17 protein-coding genes are annotated in these 18,346 nt (G+C 41.7%); 4 read left to right on the top strand and 13 right to left on the bottom strand.

Annotated elements, in window-relative coordinates; all coding sequences use genetic code 11:
* Window positions 1-817 precede the first annotated feature (817 nt).
* From MKZ11_RS04890 to MKZ11_RS04880, 3 genes are all read left to right on the top strand, one after another.
* Entirely contained in the window at window positions 818-2,506 is a 1,689-nt protein-coding gene (locus tag MKZ11_RS04890) for a methyl-accepting chemotaxis protein (RefSeq protein ID WP_340792893.1), read from the top strand.
* Window positions 2,507-2,953: 447 nt separating this feature from the next.
* Window positions 2,954-4,252 carry a GTPase gene (locus MKZ11_RS04885; protein WP_340792892.1) on the top strand — a complete coding sequence of 433 codons (1,299 nt, stop codon included), beginning with the start codon at window positions 2,954-2,956 and terminating at the stop codon, window positions 4,250-4,252.
* Window positions 4,253-4,377: 125 nt separating this feature from the next.
* Window positions 4,378-5,004 (top strand): flavodoxin family protein, encoded by a 627-nt coding sequence (locus MKZ11_RS04880; RefSeq protein WP_340792891.1) that lies wholly within the window; start codon window positions 4,378-4,380, stop codon window positions 5,002-5,004.
* Window positions 5,005-5,293: 289 nt separating this feature from the next.
* On the opposite strand, the gene MKZ11_RS04875 is transcribed toward MKZ11_RS04880, so the two are convergent.
* From MKZ11_RS04875 to MKZ11_RS04815, 13 genes are all read right to left on the bottom strand, one after another.
* Window positions 5,294-5,830, bottom strand: a complete 537-nt coding sequence (locus MKZ11_RS04875; RefSeq protein ID WP_340792890.1) for a chromate transporter — start codon at window positions 5,828-5,830, stop codon at window positions 5,294-5,296.
* On the bottom strand, window positions 5,827-6,417 hold the full coding sequence (locus tag MKZ11_RS04870; RefSeq protein WP_445327026.1) for a chromate transporter: 591 nt from the start codon (window positions 6,415-6,417) through the stop codon (window positions 5,827-5,829). The genes MKZ11_RS04875 and MKZ11_RS04870 overlap by 4 nt, the downstream gene beginning before the upstream one ends.
* Window positions 6,418-6,428: 11 nt before the next feature.
* Window positions 6,429-8,033 carry a gamma-glutamyltransferase family protein gene (locus MKZ11_RS04865; protein ID WP_340792889.1) on the bottom strand — a complete coding sequence of 535 codons (1,605 nt, stop codon included), beginning with the start codon at window positions 8,031-8,033 and terminating at the stop codon, window positions 6,429-6,431.
* Window positions 8,034-8,065: 32 nt separating this feature from the next.
* Entirely contained in the window at window positions 8,066-9,085 is a 1,020-nt protein-coding gene (locus MKZ11_RS04860; protein WP_340792888.1) for an ABC transporter ATP-binding protein, read from the bottom strand.
* On the bottom strand, window positions 8,991-10,061 hold the full coding sequence (locus tag MKZ11_RS04855; protein WP_340792887.1) for an ABC transporter ATP-binding protein: 1,071 nt from the start codon (window positions 10,059-10,061) through the stop codon (window positions 8,991-8,993). The genes MKZ11_RS04860 and MKZ11_RS04855 overlap by 95 nt, the downstream gene beginning before the upstream one ends.
* Before the next feature lie 8 nt (window positions 10,062-10,069).
* The gene (locus MKZ11_RS04850) at window positions 10,070-11,605 is read right to left on the bottom strand and encodes a glutathione ABC transporter substrate-binding protein (protein ID WP_340792886.1); all 1,536 of its coding nucleotides are present in this window, start codon (window positions 11,603-11,605) and stop codon (window positions 10,070-10,072) included.
* 19 nt (window positions 11,606-11,624) lie between these two features.
* The gene (locus tag MKZ11_RS04845) at window positions 11,625-12,521 is read right to left on the bottom strand and encodes an ABC transporter permease (protein ID WP_340792885.1); all 897 of its coding nucleotides are present in this window, start codon (window positions 12,519-12,521) and stop codon (window positions 11,625-11,627) included.
* A 16-nt stretch (window positions 12,522-12,537) separates the two neighbouring features.
* The gene (gene nikB / locus MKZ11_RS04840; protein ID WP_340792884.1) at window positions 12,538-13,479 is read right to left on the bottom strand and encodes a nickel ABC transporter permease; all 942 of its coding nucleotides are present in this window, start codon (window positions 13,477-13,479) and stop codon (window positions 12,538-12,540) included.
* A gap of 311 nt (window positions 13,480-13,790) precedes the next feature.
* Window positions 13,791-14,240 (bottom strand): Lrp/AsnC family transcriptional regulator, encoded by a 450-nt coding sequence (locus MKZ11_RS04835; protein ID WP_340796917.1) that lies wholly within the window; start codon window positions 14,238-14,240, stop codon window positions 13,791-13,793.
* 223 nt (window positions 14,241-14,463) lie between these two features.
* Window positions 14,464-15,774 carry a serine hydrolase gene (locus tag MKZ11_RS04830; RefSeq protein WP_340792883.1) on the bottom strand — a complete coding sequence of 437 codons (1,311 nt, stop codon included), beginning with the start codon at window positions 15,772-15,774 and terminating at the stop codon, window positions 14,464-14,466.
* A gap of 64 nt (window positions 15,775-15,838) precedes the next feature.
* Window positions 15,839-16,141, bottom strand: coding sequence for a hypothetical protein (locus MKZ11_RS04825; RefSeq protein ID WP_340792882.1), 303 nt, complete (start codon window positions 16,139-16,141; stop codon window positions 15,839-15,841).
* Window positions 16,142-16,147: 6 nt separating this feature from the next.
* Entirely contained in the window at window positions 16,148-16,375 is a 228-nt protein-coding gene (locus MKZ11_RS04820; RefSeq protein ID WP_340792881.1) for a helix-turn-helix transcriptional regulator, read from the bottom strand.
* Window positions 16,376-16,570: 195 nt separating this feature from the next.
* The gene (locus MKZ11_RS04815; protein ID WP_340796916.1) at window positions 16,571-17,422 is read right to left on the bottom strand and encodes a dimethylarginine dimethylaminohydrolase family protein; all 852 of its coding nucleotides are present in this window, start codon (window positions 17,420-17,422) and stop codon (window positions 16,571-16,573) included.
* 159 nt (window positions 17,423-17,581) lie between these two features.
* On the opposite strand from MKZ11_RS04815, the gene MKZ11_RS04810 reads away from it, so the two are divergent.
* Window positions 17,582-18,316, top strand: coding sequence for a YqcI/YcgG family protein (locus tag MKZ11_RS04810; protein ID WP_340792880.1), 735 nt, complete (start codon window positions 17,582-17,584; stop codon window positions 18,314-18,316).
* Window positions 18,317-18,346: the final 30 nt, after the last annotated feature.

Genomic DNA, 18,346 nt, shown 5'->3' with positions numbered 1-18,346 from the left:
AATGCCTCTCGCCATAGGCCAAGCAAACATAATTATAGTCAAGAAAGACGTACTCCAGGTTACAGATCTCATCACAGATAATGAAATGCTCTTTCTCACATAGACCATCCAGCGAAGGCGCGACTTCGTGGTAGCCGGAGCGATAAGACTGAAAGTGCTCTCCTTTCCGGCTTATCGCGGGAGGCATCCACAAAGCGTCGAAACGTAATTAGTAGAAATTCTGATTCATTCCTCATATATTGTGCGATTCGTTGATCACATTCGCTCGATTTATCGCACTCCAAGTTGTAGGCCTCATCCCAGGAAAAGAAATGCGCTTTCTCAAATAGACTATCCAGCGAAGACGCGACTTCGTGGTAGCCGAAGCGATAAGACTGAAAGTGGTCTCCTTTCTGGCTTATCGCGGGAGGCATCCACAAAGCGTCGAAGCGGTATTAGCAGGATTTTCGATTCACTTCAAGTATTGGGGATTTTTCAGTGACCTCCCACAAGCCCCTGTAAAGCGCATATGCCGTATTCAGTTATTCAACATATATAGGGTTTTTTTCTTTTTAAAAAAGCATACTACATTTACTGATAGCCCTTGTAGTTAAAAAGATTGCGTCAAGGGTACCAGCGTATAGCGTTAGTAGATGAGCAGCTGTGCAGGGTGCATTTTCAATTTCTTGGGTTATTCACCTACACAACCTTTTGGCCGTCTGTCACGGAAGTAGCCTCTTTATCATTCCTTTACAATCTTTACATAATTATTACATAAAACTTTTGTCCTACGTCATATAATTATAAATAACTATAAGACATAGGGGGACTTCAGGTCATGCGAATTACTGTAGGAAAAAAACTATGGATTGGCTTCACATCCATACTTGTCATTTTAATCGTTGTTGGTGCATCCGGATTATGGGCATTAACGAAATTGAATGATAAGTACCGGTATTTCATCGATGACAATATAAAGAGTGTCTTGTTGTTTGAGCAATTGTTATCCAATCAAAACGAAGTTGCAAAAAACATTCATGGTTTTATCATTTACAAAGAGGATTCTTATTTAGTTCATCGTGATGAAGTGCTTGCTTCATTTAAAAATAAACTAAAAACAGTCGATAAACTCATACAAACTCCTTCTGAACGTGATTTGCTTAAAGCCGTTAAAGAGGCATCTTTAAGTTATCAGGATATCAGCGAAATCGTAATAAGAGACGTGAAAGAAAGCAAACTGGTAAGTGCGGCGAAGATAGCAGCCGAAGGAGAGATTTACGAGGATGCCGTTAATGAGAATATAGGAAAACTGATTAAGCATCAAAGTATTGAGCAAGCTCAGACTGAAAAAGAGCTGCAAAGTGTATTAGCATGGATTCAAGTTCTGATTGCTAGCCTGATAGCCATTGCCGTTGTCGTTACTATAATCATTGCCCGGCTCATTAGCCGCAGTATTGCACGTCCTGTCGAAACGATGACGGATGCACTAAAACAAATTGCCTCCGGAAACCTCGCTGTTGAAGCGGTGAACATTCGCAACAAAGATGAAATCGGAGAAATGGCGTTTGCTTTTAATGGCATGGTTGAAGATCTTTGTGAAACGATAACAAATGCAAGACAGTCCGCTGTTCAGCTTGCCGTTCATGCGGAAGAATTATCAGCAAGTTCGGAGGAAAGTCTTGCTGCTTCTGAAATGGTGGCTGAAATCACAGTGCGTAACTTGATAGCAAGCGAACAACAAGTATCCACTGTAAAAGGGTCGACGATTTCCATGGATGAAATGGTAACAGGCATTAATCGAATTACTAAAGACAATGAAGTGTTGTTGTCTTCTTCCGAAGAAGTAACACGACTTGTCGGTGACGGGGCAATACTTATGCACGATTTCACAAATCAAATGACGATGATTCGTACGACGATCGGGCAATCTGCCGGTATTATTAGCGAAATGGCTACGCATTCTGAACACATTCGAACAGTGACATCGCTCATAACGGCAATTGCTGATCGAACAAACTTATTGGCTTTGAATGCTGCAATTGAAGCAGCAAGGGCCGGTGAACATGGAAAAGGATTTGCGGTTGTGGCCGAAGAAGTACGCCATCTTGCCGAACAATCCAAACAGTCTGCCAAAGATATCGGTCTAATGATTGACTTGATGATTCAAGTCGTTGGAAGTGCTGTTTTGAGTACAGAAGATAACAGTAAGCGTGTTGAAGATGGACTTGTGGCAACCGATAAAACGGGTGAAATTTTCCATCGAATTGAATATGCAGCGAACGATATGCGAGAAAAAATTGGCAATGTCTCTGTTACGATTGAACAAATTCGGGCAATGACCGATAAAGTTTCGAGTGAATCGGGCAAAATTGTAGCGATTGCGATGCAAGCCTCAGTTGAAGCCCAATCATCGAGTGCCGCGACGGACGAGCAGCTTGCGGCAACTGAAGAAATAGCGTCAAGTGCACAAACGCTCGCAGAACTTGCGGAAAAGCTTCAAAATGATATGGGACGGTTTACCGTTTAGATAGAAAATGAAACAAGCAGAGTGTCATATGAAACCTCTTTTCCAGTATAGTTTTTTATCGACATGGCATTAGTTTTTTAATCAAGATAGAAAAATCCACTTTGCAAAATGGAAATGAATTTATTCAATTAACCTGTGGCGGTCATAATAAGGCTTATGCCGAGCATATTCGAAGCCATGGTGAGCATAATGGGGCTCATGCCGGTCATAATCGGGCCAATGCTGGTCATAACAGGATAGACGGTCACTTTTTGCAACAAAAAGCACCTACTAACTAAGGGACAATACTAGACTCAACTTATATAGCAACCAATAATTCAATATAACGATCATCCATATAGATTCCGGTTTTCTTATGGAACGGGTAATTCAACATCTAAATCCGACTGAATTCCATCCAAAACGGGTAAAGAAGTTGTAACTATGCAGCAAAGGAGTTTTTTCCTTATGAACCCCCAATTCGAGGAAATACAGAAACGAATGAGCCATATTGGTAATTTGAATAACTACCTGGAAGATTTGCTTGCTAAGATCCCGAGTAATTTGTTGACGGGTAAGCAGCAGGAGAAGTTAATGGACGTTTTGCTAGATGACAAGGATTTGAATAAACTGTTGGAAGGTTTAAAGGATCCCCGTCCTCCCCGCTTTGTACTTGTTGGACGGACAGGTGTAGGAAAAAGTAGTTTGATCAATGCTATGAGCGGGAGATATCTGGCGGAAGTAAGCGACGTTGAGATTGGAACGAAGGAAGCACTGCGGTTTACATATGAATCAGATGGCCAGGTGTATTTTGAAGTGATAGACACGCGCGGGATTGGTGAATCCGAATCATTTAATCAGACAGCTGAGTCCGAACTTGCGACTGTCATTAAGGCGTTTCGACCGGATGCGATCCTTTTTTTGCAGAAAGCGACGGAACGGGCGCATATCGATAAAGACGTGGATAGCGCGAAAAAGATGATGCTGAATGCGGGATATGATTTGCCGATGGTTGGCATTATTACGCATGTGGATGAGTTGAATCCTTCCCGTATTAAAAACCCTGCGGATTATCCTAAGGGCAAGCTGGGCTTGATTGAAGAGAAGAAAGCCCAGCTCATGCGGATCTTTAAGGAACAGGATGCACGAGTGAAGGCGATTATCCCTGTTTCTTCTTATATTGAATGGGATCGGGATGCCGATGACTTGCCCCAGGAAGAACGCCGTGAATTGACGATTGAATTTGATGGTCGTTATGGAATCGAGGAATTGCTGGATTTTTTGGAACAAAGTATCGACATACGGGCGGCCATCCATCTCGGCATGACGATACGGGTCAATAAGATTGCCGAGAAAATTGCACTCCGGTTCATCAAAGTGTTTTCAGCACTCGCTGCTACGGTTGCGCTAAGTCCTATTATCGCGACAGATATCGCTGTCTTATTGTCGTTGCAGACAGTTCTTTTGATGATTGTCGCATATTTGTCCGGTCGCGATTTGGAGTTCAAAACGGCCAGAGAACTGCTTGTTTCGCTTGGTGGAATTGGCGCGACCGGTTTCACGCTGCGGATGATTGCGCAGCAAGGCAGTAAGTTTGCGAATCTGGTTCTGCCAGGAGCAGGTTCCGCTATTAGTGCGAGCATTGCGAGTGGCGGGACGTATGCCATTGGTAAGGCTGCGGTTGCTTATTATCTGAAAGGTGTTCCTGAAGGTGAGTTGAAACAAGTTGTGAAAAGTGCCCGGGAGGAGTTTGTTGAAATAGAATAAGGACCAAATAAGGTACTCAACTGTACCTTATTTGGTCCTTATTTGCTTCTTAATAGATTGACGTTTTTCACCGGACTCACAGGGTACTAATAGAGTAGAAGGCAAAATGACAGAGGAGGATTTTGATGGGAGCGTTGAAAGCACTTATTTTGAATGCGACGTTGAAAAATTCGGAGGAGGAATCGAATACGGAGGCGCTTGCGAAGAAGGTCTGCCAAATTTATGATAATGAAAATGTCGTGGCAGAGGTCGTTAGACTGGCAGATTATGCGATTTCCTATGGAATGAGTCCTGATATGGGAGATGGCGATGAGTGGCCACAGATATTTGAAAAGGTGAAAGAAGCGGATATCCTTATTATCGGGACACCGCTTTGGCTTGGGGAAAAAAGTAGTATCGCAACGCTTGCCATAGAAAGATTGTATGGAAGCAGTGGGGAGACAAATGATAAAGGACAAGCCATTTATTATAATAAAGTAGGCGGGGTTGTTGTAACAGGCAACGAAGACGGAGCTAAGCATGCCGCCGCTTCCATTCTCTATGGGTTATCGCATATCGGGTTTGTTATTCCCCCGAATGTCGATACATATTGGGTCGGAGAAGCAGGACCCGGTCCATCTTATATCGCCGCCGGGCAAACAAATGATTTCACGAAAAAGCATGTTGAAATGCTTGCTTATAATACAATCCATCTTGCAAGAATGCTGAAAGAACATCCGATTCCCGCACAAGGGAATTTGCTTGAAAGCTGATCTACACAATGAGACGATTGGATGAAGTATTTGTGGGTTGAAGCATCCTTAATGGATGCTTTTTTGCTCGGACGGATTAAATGGTTCAGCGAGGGCTTGGCTTGATTGTATCACCTTCTCGAGCGAGGTTATCACCGTTACGGGTCATTTCACCCTAAAAAAATACCTGTGTAGTAAAGTACCATGAAAGTTAAAACATTCATGATTCTTTCTTACGCAGGTACCCAATTTTGAATGCTCATGGCAAATTTTGCAGAACCAGCTTTCGCTAAAAAAATAGTACTCCTTTTCACCATTCAATCCCAGTCAATGCACCAAAACCTAGTGCAATCAAGATCACAAACGCCGGATGCCAATTCCACTTCTGCAGCATCAGATAACTAGCTAGGGCTATGATTCCAGTATATAAATATCCGACCCCTTCGAACGACGTTTGCACAAACTGGACAGTCATAAACACTAAGAGAATGGCGATGACCGGGCGGATAAGCTTCGTTATACTTTTCACCTTGGGATGATCTTTGTATTTCATGAGGATAGCCATCAATCCGATCATCAGAAATAGAGACGGCGCTACAGAAGCAAATAATGCGACAAATGCTCCTAGGATCCCACCTTCCGAATAGCCGATGGATGCAGCCATTTTCGTTGCAATCGGACCCGGCAGTGAATTTCCGATTGCAACCACCTCACTGAATTCTTGCGTATCCATCCACCCATATGTCCCGACTACTTCATTCTCCACTAATGGAATAGTAGCCGGTCCTCCCCCATAACCCAGCATTCCAGATATAAAAAATGCGAGAAATAGTTGCCAATAAATCATACTTTCTCCCTCCTTCTTCGAATTGGAAGGAAGATGAAAATTAGAACGATCAATATAATAATTGCGGGATGTATATTCAATGCTTCCATTAAAATTCCCGCAGTAACCAGCATCGTCAATGCCTTTTTCCAGCCGAGTGTATCACCGGATTTTTTGATGAAATCCCAGGATAGTATCCCTAGCATGACTGCCACCACCGGCACAACAGATGCTGACATATTTTTAACCCATGGGATATCTTTGTATTTCTGTAAGATACCAATTAACAAGATCATCATTAGCGAGGTTGGTAATACGGAAGCGATAATGGCATTGAAACAGCCTAACTTTCCGCCCACTTTGTAGCCAATATACCCTGCCAATTTTGTTGCAATCGGTCCGGGCATAGTATTTGCGAGAGCAAGAGTATCGCCGAACTCATCTTCATCCATCCATTTGTAATTGCGCACGACTTCCTGATGAAATAACGGAATTGCTGACGGTCCTCCTCCGAAACCCAACAAGCCTACCCTACAAAATGCAACGAATAAATCTTTTTGCAGCTTCCATCCTTCATGACTAGACGCCTTCTCACCACCAGGAGGAATAGTGTTATTTTTCACCAAGCTGCAAGGGACCCGTCTGTACGGGATTCAGTTCCGCCCTGAAGTACACCCGTCTCTGGATTTCGCCATATAATCTGCCCTCGTCCAAAACCACCGCCATCTGGAGAAACCGTTACTTCATGCCCTTTTCTGATGAGCGACTGAACAAGATAATTCGGGAACTCTGGCTCAACTAAAACTTTTCTAGCTTCTGTCCATTGCCATCTAGGCACATCAAGCGCTGCTTGTGGGTTCAGCAGGAAATCTACCGTGTTTAACACTACTTGGAAATGTCCTTGGGGTTGCATATAGCCACCCATTACTCCAAATGGTCCGACCGCTTCGCCATCTTTCGTCAGAAAACCAGGAATGATTGTGTTATATGACCGTTTACCTGGTTTCAGTACATTCGGATGATTTTTATCAAGAGAAAAGTCATGACCACGGTTTTGAAGTGCAATACCGGTGCCGGGAACAACGATACCTGAACCAAATCCCATATAGTTGGATTGGATGAAAGATACCATGTTTCCTTCTTCATCTGCGGTCGCAAGATACACTGTACCACCCTTTGGCAATTCGTACGGTTGCGGATCCATCGCTTCATCATGAATAAGCTTTACCCGTTTTTCCGCATACTCATCAGACAACAAATGGGCCGTTTCAACCGGCATCTCGGCCTCTTCTGTTATGTATGCTTTCCCATCTATAAACGCTAACTTCATACTTTCAATTTGTTCATGAATCGTTTGAACCGACAGCCACTCAGGTTTGTCTAGTTTCTTATAAATATTCAACGCCATGAGTGCGACCATTCCATGACCGTTCGGTGGAATCTCCCACACGTCATAGCCTTTGTAGTTCACGGAAATTGGTTCGACCCATTCCGGTTTATATGTAGAAAGGTCTTCTTTCGATAAAAAACCTCCATGCTTTCTCATATAAGCATCAATTTCATCGGCAATTTCACCTTCATAAAAATCACGCGCATCTGTTTCTGCAATGGTCCGGAGTGTTTTTGCATGACCTGGCGATGACCACATTTCACCTGTTATCGGCGCACGACCGTTAGGCGCAAATGTTTCAAACCACGCATTGAATTCTTCACCGTCGCAAAGTTCTTTAAATTTTTTATATGCTATTCCCCAATACTTACCGAGAATAGGTGTAAGGGGGAAACCTTCTTCCGCATAACGAATTGCAGGTGCAAGCACTTCCTTCAAAGATAGCTTTCCGAACTTGCGTGAAAGCTCTGCCCAAGCGGCAGGCGTACCTGGCACTGTAATAGGGACCATTCCATAGGCTGGCATCTTGTTGTGACCGAGTGCCTGTACAGCTTCCGGCGTTAATGTTGCAGGTGCTGGTCCAGATGCATTTAGCCCATACAACTTATCTTTAACCCAGACAAGCGCAAATGCATCGCCTCCAATACCATTGGAAGTCGGCTCAACCACTGTAAGTGCCGCCGCTGTAGCAATAGCAGCATCAATTGCATTTCCTCCCTTTTGCATAATTTCTAAGCCTGCACTTGCGGCAAGGGGTTGTGATGTGGCGACCATGCCTTTTCGAGCAAAGACCGTGTGACGTTTAGATTGATACGGATGATACAAGTAATCCATGAAAATCCTCCTCGGAACTATACTATTTTCAATTATATTTTTATACCTGCGAAATGGCAGGCTGCGAAATGTTGCGGTTCAACTTCTTCCCAAATTGGTTTCTTTTCACTGCAAATACTTTGAGCAACTGGGCATCGCGTATGAAACGGACATCCTGTTGGCGGATTTGCCGGATTTGGTAAATCCCCTTTTAGTCTTACTCTATTTTTTGCAGTATGAACTGAAGGTCTGGGAATAGCGGAAAGAAGGGCCTGCGTGTATGGATGAATCGGATTATCAAATAGCGACTTTACAGAGGCTAATTCCACAGTTGTACCTAAATACATGACGAGTACCCGATCACAAAAGTACCTCACCACCCCTAAGTCATGGGAAATAAACATATAAGATAAGTTATATTTTTCTTGTAACACTTTTAATAACTTTAGTACCTGTGCCTGTACAGACACGTCTAACGCGGAAACAGCCTCATCGCATATTATAAAAGATGGATTAAGCGCAATTGCGCGAGCAATTCCAATCCGCTGGCGCTGGCCACCACTAAATTCATGAGGATAGCGATCAAAATGCTCTTCCTTTAACCCTACTTCTTCAAGCAGTTGTATTACTGTCTTTCTTTTTTCTTGAGAAGATAAGTCGGTATGCATTGTAAACACTTCTTCCAAAGCATTTCCGATACGTTGTCTTGGATTTAGAGAAGCATAGGGATCCTGAAAAATCATCTGCATCTCTTTAACAAATTTAAGTCTCTCTCGTCTTTTTAAATCTTGTATTTCATTGCCACGAAAAAAAACTTTACCTTCAGTAAGATTTTCTAAACCTAATACAGCCCGACCCAAAGTTGATTTTCCGCAACCCGACTCTCCTACTACTCCGAGACTCTCACCTTCGTATAGTTGAAGTGAAACATCTTCAACCGCTTTTACGTTTCCTTGCACACGTTTTAATACTCCGCCTTTAATGGGAAAGTACTTTTTCACTCCCTGCAACTCCAATAGTACCTTTTCCTTCACTATCGATTCCTTTTCCTTGTTTTTCGTTATCACCACCATGTAATTCAACCTCCTCTTGTAACCAGCAGCTTACTGTATGTCCATTCGAAACTTTAAATTCGGGCGGTGAATCTATCCGGCATTTATCCATAGCAAATTTACACCGTGGATGAAAACGACAACCTGAAATCTCTTCGCTCAGACTAGGTAGAGAACCCGGAATAGCTTCGAGTTCAAATTCTGGATTGTCGATATCTGGAACCGAATTGAGAAGACCAATTGTATATGGATGTTTCGGATTGTCAAAAATTTCTCCTACAGGTGCTTCCTCTACTTTTTGGCCGGCATACATGACCATAACCCTTTCAGCTACTTCTGCTACAACCCCCATGTCATGCGTAATCATCATGATTCCCATATCAAGTTTTTCTTTTAGTTCTTTGATAAGATCAAGTATTTGAGCTTGAATCGTTACGTCCAGTGCAGTTGTCGGCTCATCCGCAATAAGTAATTGAGGGTTGCATGAAAGTGCGATGGCAATCATAACACGTTGTCGCATTCCTCCACTCAACTCATGAGGATATTGTCTAATCCGTTTCTCAGGATATGGCATGCCTACCTGCTCCAGTAATTTTACACCTTGCTCATAGGCTTGCTTTTTCGTCAACTTATGGTGCAACATTAACGGCTCAGTCAGTTGGAAACCAATTGTAAGCACTGGATTAAGAGCAGTCATCGGTTCTTGAAAAATCATCGACATCTGATTACCGCGTATTTTCCTAATTTCTTCAGGTTGCAGATTATGAATCGGTTTGCCGCCCAATAGAATTTCTCCTGATGATATGTCACCGTTAGAGGGTAAGAGTCCCATTACAGAAAGAGAAGTAATACTTTTCCCACATCCAGATTCTCCCACAATGCACAATGTCTCTCCTTTATTAATTGAAAAGGAGACGTCCCGGACAGCAGGAAGTGTTCCTTCCTTCGTCCGGAAAACAGTGACTAGATTTTTCACTTCAAGCAATGTCTCCTTCATGACTTCTCCTACTTTCTTGTAACGTTAGTGATATACCATTTTCCATTCGGATCAAGTTGCAGACCAGAATAATCTTTGTTTAATGCAGCTGTTACAAAACCGTGGTTCATAACGACGGCCACGTCTTCATCGAGCATTAGTTTATTTGCTTGCTCCAAATACTTTTTACGCTCGTCCTGATCAATTGTGCTTCTTGAAGCATCTACAAGCTTATCAAATTCAGCGTTACTGTAATGAGCGCGGTTGGAAGAACCGACGTTATCACTATGGAAGTTCGGATAGAACATTTCAGATCCATCAGCCGTTACGTTCGCCCAACTTAGAAACGTAAGATCATATTCTCCCGCTCTTGCTGCATCTAGGAAAGTGGCCCACTCCATCGATTCGATTTGAACTTTGAAACCTGCATCCGTCAATTGAGCTTGCACGATTTCAGCCATAAGAATGAAATTAGAACGATTCGCCGTCAGTAACTTGATTGGTTCATTGCCATATCCATTTTTTTCAACAAGTGCTTTGGCCGCCTCTACGTCATACGGAGTCCCCGCCTTGTCATTCGATTCATTATAGCCAAAAACTTTTGGTCCAAGAATGCTATCACTGCGAACACCCAGTCCATTCAATTTTGAAATGAATGCATCACGGTCAATTGCGCTGGCTACAGCTTTTCTGAACTCAGGATCTTGGTTACGGTCCTTTGCATGGTTAAATGTAAGATAGTAAATTGTCGTTCCTTCTTTTTTCTCGATATTAATATTTTTCATCCCTTCCAGACGCTCAATTTGCTCTGTTGGAAGATTATCGATGAACTGAACTTCCCCTGCTTGAAGCATGGAAATAGCTGTAGAAATTTCAGGTACAACCTTTATTGTAAATTTATCCATTTCTGGTTTCCCACCCCAGTAGTCTTCGTTTGCCTCCATTACAACCTGATCTCCAGACGTCCAACTTACGAATTTATATGGGCCTGTCCCTACTGGATCTTTCATTAAATCCTGTTTCTGATCAGCTGTAGGGCTTACAATAGCCGCGTTAGTATGCGATAACGTTGAAAGAAATGGTCCATACGGGTAAAGTGTTTTGATTTCAACCGTATGTTCATCAATAACAGTAATTGTGTCGATTGGTTCCATAAGTGAAGCACGCGGGGCCGCCGTTGCGGGGTCGCGCAGTTTTTCAAATGTATATTTTACAGCTTCCGCATTAAACGGTGTTCCATCATGAAATGTAATATCTTCTTTAAGTTTAATAGTCCAAGTGAGCTCATCGGGGTTCTCATAGGATTCTGCTAGTAACGGTTCAATTTCCATCGTATCCCCATTTAGCTTAAATAGTTGTTCGTATAGATGTTCAGTAGCATTAGCAGATACGGAGTCATTCATTAAAATCGGGGATAGGCCGACGACATCACTAGTCGTTGCGAAAACGATAGATTTCTCGCTTCCCTTATTACTATTTCCTTTTCCCGAAGTTTCTCCATCAGAACATGCTGCCAGTAGTAACAAAAAACTGGCAATAATTATAACTAGTAATTTCTTCTTCATTTTCTTTCCCCCTGAATTTTTATTGGATATCCATATTTGGGTCTAAAGCATCTCGAAGACCATCGCCAACTACGTTAAAAGCAAAGACAGTTAACATGATTGCAATACCGGGGATAATTGTAAGGTGTGGAGACGTCCACATAAAACTTTGTCCTTGTGAAATCATTGCTCCCCATTCCGGTGTAGGGGGTTGAGCGCCCAGCCCCAAATAGCTAAGCGAAGCTGTTGATAAAATTGCCGTAGCCATTCTCATGGTGGCAAACACGATTATCGGAGCAAACGCATTAGGCAATATATGCTTTACCATTATCCTGATATCAGAAGCGCCCATCGATTTCATCGCCATGATATATTCCTTTTCTTTAATCGATAAAACAGATCCCCTCACAATACGGGCGCATGTTGGAATAGACCAGATACTAATAGCGATTGCAACGTTTACAAGACTTGTACCAAGAACGGCAATGATAAGCATCGCAAGTAAGATGCCTGGAAAAGAAAACAGCAAGTCCACAATTCGCATAATAACACCGTCAAGTTTGCGATAATATCCACCTAACAAACCTAGCGTTACTCCGCCAATTAACCCAAGAGTCACCGCAGCAATTCCAACTACTAACGAAACGCGTGCCCCATAAACAATACGGCTCCATACATCTCTTCCATAATTGTCCGTCCCCAGCCAATGACCTTCGCTGAACATGGGAAGTTCACTGGCCGGCAGATTTTGCTTAACCGGATCGTGAATTACAATAAACGGTGCAAATATAGCCATCAAAACCTGAGCTAAAATGATAATACAACCTGCAACCGCCAATTTATTTTTCAATATCTTTTTTAACGTGGCAATATAAATTTTTTCTTTCTTGTATTTTGTCTTCTTATTTAACTTCAATCCGCTAACAGATTGCTCCATATTATTTTTCCTCCTTTCAATCGTATTTGATTCGCGGATCGATGAATGTATAAACAATATCGACAATCAAGTTCACAACAACAAACAATGTTGCGACGAGTAATACTGACCCTTGAACCATAGGAAAGTCTCTTGACGCTATAGCATCAATCATAAGACGTCCAATACCGTTAATTGCAAAGACCTTCTCTGTAATAATTGTTCCACCTAGCAAAAAACCAAAATTCAGCCCGATAACCGTTATGACTGGGATCATTGCGTTTTTCAATGTGTGAATCCAGATGACATTACGTTCCTTCACACCTTTTGCTCTTGCAGTCCTGACATAGTCTGCACGTATGACTTCAAGCATTGATGAACGTGTCATTCGGGCGATCATAGCTGCAGAACCTGTCCCAAGTGTTATAGCAGGTAAAATGAGTTCTTTTATGCCTTGCCATGTATAGAAGGGACTCGACAGACCACCTACCGGTAATACTTGCAGGTTTACTGCAAATACTAGAATAAGCAATGCGCCCAGCCAGAAATTCGGAATGGATATTCCAGCGAGGGCGAAAGTGGTCGAAGACACGTCGAGCCAAGAATTATGCCGCAGGGCTGAAATAAGCCCCGCGGAGATACCGATAATAACAGCGATTATCATACTGGCAACAGCTAATTTAAGTGTATTCGGAAATCGTACCGTAATGGCTTCTGATACCGGTTGCTTTGTTTGGTATGAATAGCCAAAATCACCCTGTACTGCATCCTTTACATATCGGCCGTACTGCACTAGAAATGGATCATCAAGACCTAAATTCGTTCTTATTGCAGCCAAATCAGATTCAGTCGCGGTTGGTCCTCCAATCATCGATGCCGGATCACCTGGCGCTATATGCATTGAAGAAAAAACGAGAAACGAAATTCCAAATAGAAGGAATATAAGCTCGAAAGCTCTACGTACAATTAATGCAATCATCAAATCCCCCACTTCTAATCACATGTTAACCAAATTTACATTTTTGCTTAACATGTGTTGCTATCAAGTTAGATATGAGTATAAAACAAATATTCAGGTAATGCAATACTATATTTCAGATAATTAATATAACTAGAATATTATTTACATTTGAACTACTTCCTTATCATTTCTTACCAAATAGCAAGTGCATTGAGCCTTCTCCTTACTACTTGTACTAAATCAGAATTATAAAAATGACAACGCTTACAAACATTTCGTATCTCAAAATAAAAAAACCCATCCGCAGACAGGTTTTCAGACTTAGTTATTCATAATTTCAAACCGGTTCGACTCTTAAAGCGCCGAAGTAATATATGGCTCTCCACTCTCGTTATCCCATCAAGGGCATATAATTCTTCATTGATAAACTTTTCCAAGTCGGTAAAATCATCGACCAACACATGCATATGAAGTGTTGAGGGACCAGTCATCTGATAACAGCTGGCAACAGAGGATATATCAGCGAGCGCCTCTGCTACACTTACTAAAGACGATGGTTCACAATCCACCTCAAAGAAAGCCGAAACTCCCTTCCCCACCTTTTCACTATTCACTACAACTGTAAAACGCTCGATAATACCATCCTCTTGAAGGTTATGAATCCTTTCCCTCACTGCCACACGTGACAGGTTAAGTTCTTTACCGATATCCACGTAAGAGAGTCGCCCATTATCTATAAGTAGTTCTATAATTCTTTTATCAGTCGCATCCATTCTAATTCCCTCCTCACCATTATGTATTACTTATTAAAGTATTTTTAACAATTGTTCATAAAATACTTATAATATAATTCATAATGTATATTATTTAATATGCACTGTTGAGAAGTAAAGGTCAAGCAGCCCTTTAGAAAGTACGATCCGAAACATTATAAAGATAAGAGGATGAACGCTTAAAAAAGCCATTGCCGACTTTTCAATCGGCGATGACTTTTCACATACGTTACATTTCAGAGAGTTCCTTTTGGACTTTGAGTCTGAATTCTTCACTTCCGAGCATTTCCGATTCGAATGAACTCAGATTTTTTCTAATTTGTATTCCTTGCCAGAAGCTTAGGTCGTCAGTCAGGAGTACGATTTCAATTTTATCGCCTGCATGACTTTCTGCGTACATTGCGTCGTTCATTATGAATACCGTCGATCCACCCTTTGCGCCCAAATGGGTAAATCGCTCATGGTTTCTCTCATTTAACTCCATTGGCCATTCCAGTAAATCTCTTAGGATTTCAGATGCTGCAGGCGGAAGTTCATCATTCGAGATTATCGCCAGTAACTTCCCATAGTCGTTAGCGGATGCACCAATTAATTTATCTGACCACACTTTTTGTAGTTTCATAGATAAATCAAAAGTTAGGTCTTCAACTTTGATTGTTTCCTCTTGCATTTGTTCACTCAGTTCTTCAGCCAATGTACGATATTCTTCCATTGGCATAGCTTTGAGCTTTTTAACCAATTGCTTCCCATTCATCGATTCGCTTTTTATATGTTCGGGAATTAAAAGCGCGCTGACAATCGGATAGACGGCCTCATGCTGTGTTAATCCAAAATCTTTTGCCCGCTTATTGATGGCCGATATTCCGAGCAGGTCAATTAGGTAATCCGTGTTGGCATTGGAACTGTATGTCGCCATCCCTTTTGCCACATCATGTAGCTTCACATTGTTGTTTTCAACTTTGCCTTCGCTGTGCATGCTTTTTAGCCACTCCTTATGGGCCCCGCCATCCGAATTTTTTAAATAGTACCGGCTTAAATCAGCAAGTGGTACAGAGCTATCTTTGTTTAGCAGGCCTGCATCGATCTGCATAGCATATTCGGCAGCAATCAACATCTTCACCGTACTTGCCAGCGGCCGGACCACATCCGATTGATAGGTGATTAATTCTACACCGTTTTCTACGAGGTATAGGGATGTCGTTTGCGGATTGTCTTTCAAATGATTCAGGACATATTCAGGGTTTTCCCTGGATAGGGCGAAGCCGGCGATTCCGAAAATCAGAATAATTGATCCATAAATAATCAAGCGCTTTTTCATGTAGGTTTTTTTATCGAATACAATCATCAAAGCGAAACCGACTATCACTGCAAGTAAATAATTAACATCGAAAATTAACACCGCAATGATGATTCCCAGTATGATTGCTACTGTTCCGATCGCTACCCGAGTTGCCTTTTTTGTTCTGTTCTTTTTTTTAACAAAAGGTAAAAGTGTAAAAAAAACAATTCCCAACATTCCGATCCACGCAAAAATATTCACGCAACATCTCCCTTTCTACTAGTCTCAGTATTTTTCATATGTTAAATGTAAGCGAAAGACCAATTTAATACTTTCTTTTTAATACTGAAATGATAATTGCTTGAAGGATCATTAATCCTGTAATTAAAAACCAAATTGCCAATTTGTACGCCTCATAATCCAAAGCGCTAATAAATCGATTATACAATTCGATGAAAAGCCACCCGAGAGGCATTAAGGGAAATACTATACTGTATGATTTATTCGAAATACTTTTTCCCCGTTCATCTTTATATTCTTCTCCCCATTCAAATTTCAGTGAAATAAATACTGCGATAAAGAAAATTAAGACATAGACAAGACGGCATACAACAAATAAAATATCCATAATTTCTTACTCCTCCTCTACTTCATATTGAAAAACTTCATGTAAATCTACTCCAAACATCAGTGAAATATCATAGGCCAATTTTAGTGACGGATTGTACCTGTTTTTTTCAAGAGAAATAATTGTTTGTCTACTCACCCCCAATTTATCAGCCACTTCTCTTTGGGATAAGCCCCTTTCGGCTCTTAGCACAACAATTCTGTTTCGTATTTTTCTTTCATTATTTAAAGTCATCTCAATCACCTCTATAAACTTAGTGTAATATATTTCTTACACTAAGTAAAGTTTATTTTACCATTAGTATGAAATACATTACCATTAATGAGGTTTGAAGTTATTCTCTTATTTTTGTTAACACGAGCTTTTCACTATCACGAACTAACTTCATACAGAAAAAACCCCACTTCACAGTGGGGTTTTCAATCAAGTCTATTCTCTATTGACGGGCATCGAGCAACATCTAAAAGAGCCGCCCGATTTGATAATTTCGGAGAAGTCGACTTCGATGACTTCGAATCCGTGGGCGCGCATTTGTGCGTTAACCTGCTTGTTTTGCGGCAGGCTAAACACTTTCTTGTCACCGATCGATAAGACGTTCGTGCCCATCGTAAATTGCTCTTCCTCTGACACATCGATCAGCGTGTATGTGGCTGAAAGCATATCGACTATTCTCTGGTCAAATGCTTTTCTGAAAATCAACCCTACTTTAGGTGATAAGATGTTAAATACACAGTCAAGGTGCAAATACTTTTCATCAAATGGGACAGGGATAATCGTGTAGTCTGGCAGGTCAACATTTAATTTCTTGGCGGCTTCAACCGATGTACGACTGCTTATACCGACATACAATGTGCCGCGGTCAACGATGACATCTCCGCCTTCTACTCGACTCGTTGTCGTTTGAAACGAGATATCTTCGTCATCCAACCATTCTTCGAGCGCCTCTTCTTCCCCTTTGCGAATATCACTTGCCATTTCCGCAACGAAAATATCTTCTCCGACTGTAAAGCCGATATCCCGTGTGAAAACTTGTTCCGGGAATTTTTCGGATGATGGCAGTTTGATCACTTCGACTCCGTGTTTTTTGAGCAATGCTTCAAATTCCTTATGTTGTTTCATTGCAAGTTCAACATTAATATTTTCGTCTTCGTATTTTTTCTGTACGTCATTAATGACTTCATCGATTGCCATAAATTTCGGCTGACATAGTATAACACGGCGCAACGTGCCATATTCTGTGTTGCATTGTGTGATTGCGGTATCTTCTATAGGGGAATTCATCATCGTTCCTCCAACTATTATTTTTTTCATCTTCTTTACAATTCCCCCTTAGGTTCTATTTAAACATCCATCTTTATTCAATCAAAATGAGTGTTTTAACCGCTGTGTGATCGGGGATAAAGAGGATATGTAACGTTAGTCTAAATGGAGGGGAAACCAATGATTCAGACAGATATTGCTTTATTAACAAAAGAGGATTTTGTAGAACGTACTGATTTACCTGATTGGCTGCTAAAAGAATACCAAACGTTCCATGAAACCGTAACGGATAAAACGTTCCCATGTTACTTTGGGATGGGTGGCGAGCTGAAGGGCGAATTGCGCTATGCCTACATAACACAAGATGATTGGTCTAATTTGCCGGAAGCTCTAATGTCATTTTTAGCCCTTTTCGATAATCCTATACATAAACGGCACGGTCTGTTCGTATTTGTGGAACCATTTGAGATAGAAGGTTCTCTGGATGATTACAGAAAGCAGTTTTGGCAGATTTTGCAGTACTTGCATGAAGTTGACGAGGTAAAATGGCCCGAAGAAAGTCCGCGTGATCCTGAGCATCACTTGTGGGATTTCCGTTTCAACGGGGAACCGATTTTCGTTTTCGGCAACGCACCTGCCTATAAGCAACGGAAAACACGAGATCTTGGCAATGCGATGGTGCTTGGTTTTCAGCCACGAAGAATATTTGAAGGGCTGAAAGGAACAGAAAAGGGTGGCGTCATGTCCCGAGAAAAAGTGCGTGAGCGTGTTGAAGTATGGGATCAGCTTCCGAAACATCCGGATATTAGCCATTTCGGAGATCCAGCACATAATGAATGGAAACAGTTTTTCATCGGGGATGATGTTGAGCCAATTCAAGGGAAATGTCCATTTTCCCATAAGGAGATAAGGTAAAAGCCGTCCTAGTTGGCCGGCTTTTCTTTT

It is taken from the genome of Sporosarcina sp. FSL K6-1508 (assembly GCF_038007465.1).
Taxonomy (GTDB): domain Bacteria; phylum Bacillota; class Bacilli; order Bacillales_A; family Planococcaceae; genus Sporosarcina; species Sporosarcina psychrophila_B.
The sequence above is the reverse complement of the archived record's forward strand: the minus strand, read 5'-3'. Positions and strand labels throughout refer to the sequence as shown.

Coding starts and splice junctions, on each gene's coding strand:
- MKZ11_RS04820 (WP_340792881.1), bottom strand. CDS start 16,375: ATGACTTTAAATAATGAAAGAAAAATACGAAACAGAATTGTTGTGCTA.
- MKZ11_RS04880 (WP_340792891.1), top strand. CDS start 4,378: ATGGGAGCGTTGAAAGCACTTATTTTGAATGCGACGTTGAAAAATTCG.
- MKZ11_RS04865 (WP_340792889.1), bottom strand. CDS start 8,033: ATGGATTACTTGTATCATCCGTATCAATCTAAACGTCACACGGTCTTT.
- MKZ11_RS04810 (WP_340792880.1), top strand. CDS start 17,582: ATGATTCAGACAGATATTGCTTTATTAACAAAAGAGGATTTTGTAGAA.
- MKZ11_RS04860 (WP_340792888.1), bottom strand. CDS start 9,085: ATGGTGGTGATAACGAAAAACAAGGAAAAGGAATCGATAGTGAAGGAA.
- MKZ11_RS04890 (WP_340792893.1), top strand. CDS start 818: ATGCGAATTACTGTAGGAAAAAAACTATGGATTGGCTTCACATCCATA.
- MKZ11_RS04815 (WP_340796916.1), bottom strand. CDS start 17,422: ATGAATTCCCCTATAGAAGATACCGCAATCACACAATGCAACACAGAA.
- MKZ11_RS04845 (WP_340792885.1), bottom strand. CDS start 12,521: ATGGAGCAATCTGTTAGCGGATTGAAGTTAAATAAGAAGACAAAATAC.
- MKZ11_RS04825 (WP_340792882.1), bottom strand. CDS start 16,141: ATGGATATTTTATTTGTTGTATGCCGTCTTGTCTATGTCTTAATTTTC.
- MKZ11_RS04875 (WP_340792890.1), bottom strand. CDS start 5,830: ATGATTTATTGGCAACTATTTCTCGCATTTTTTATATCTGGAATGCTG.
- MKZ11_RS04850 (WP_340792886.1), bottom strand. CDS start 11,605: ATGAAGAAGAAATTACTAGTTATAATTATTGCCAGTTTTTTGTTACTA.
- MKZ11_RS04885 (WP_340792892.1), top strand. CDS start 2,954: ATGAACCCCCAATTCGAGGAAATACAGAAACGAATGAGCCATATTGGT.
- nikB (WP_340792884.1), bottom strand. CDS start 13,479: ATGATTGCATTAATTGTACGTAGAGCTTTCGAGCTTATATTCCTTCTA.
- MKZ11_RS04855 (WP_340792887.1), bottom strand. CDS start 10,061: ATGAAGGAGACATTGCTTGAAGTGAAAAATCTAGTCACTGTTTTCCGG.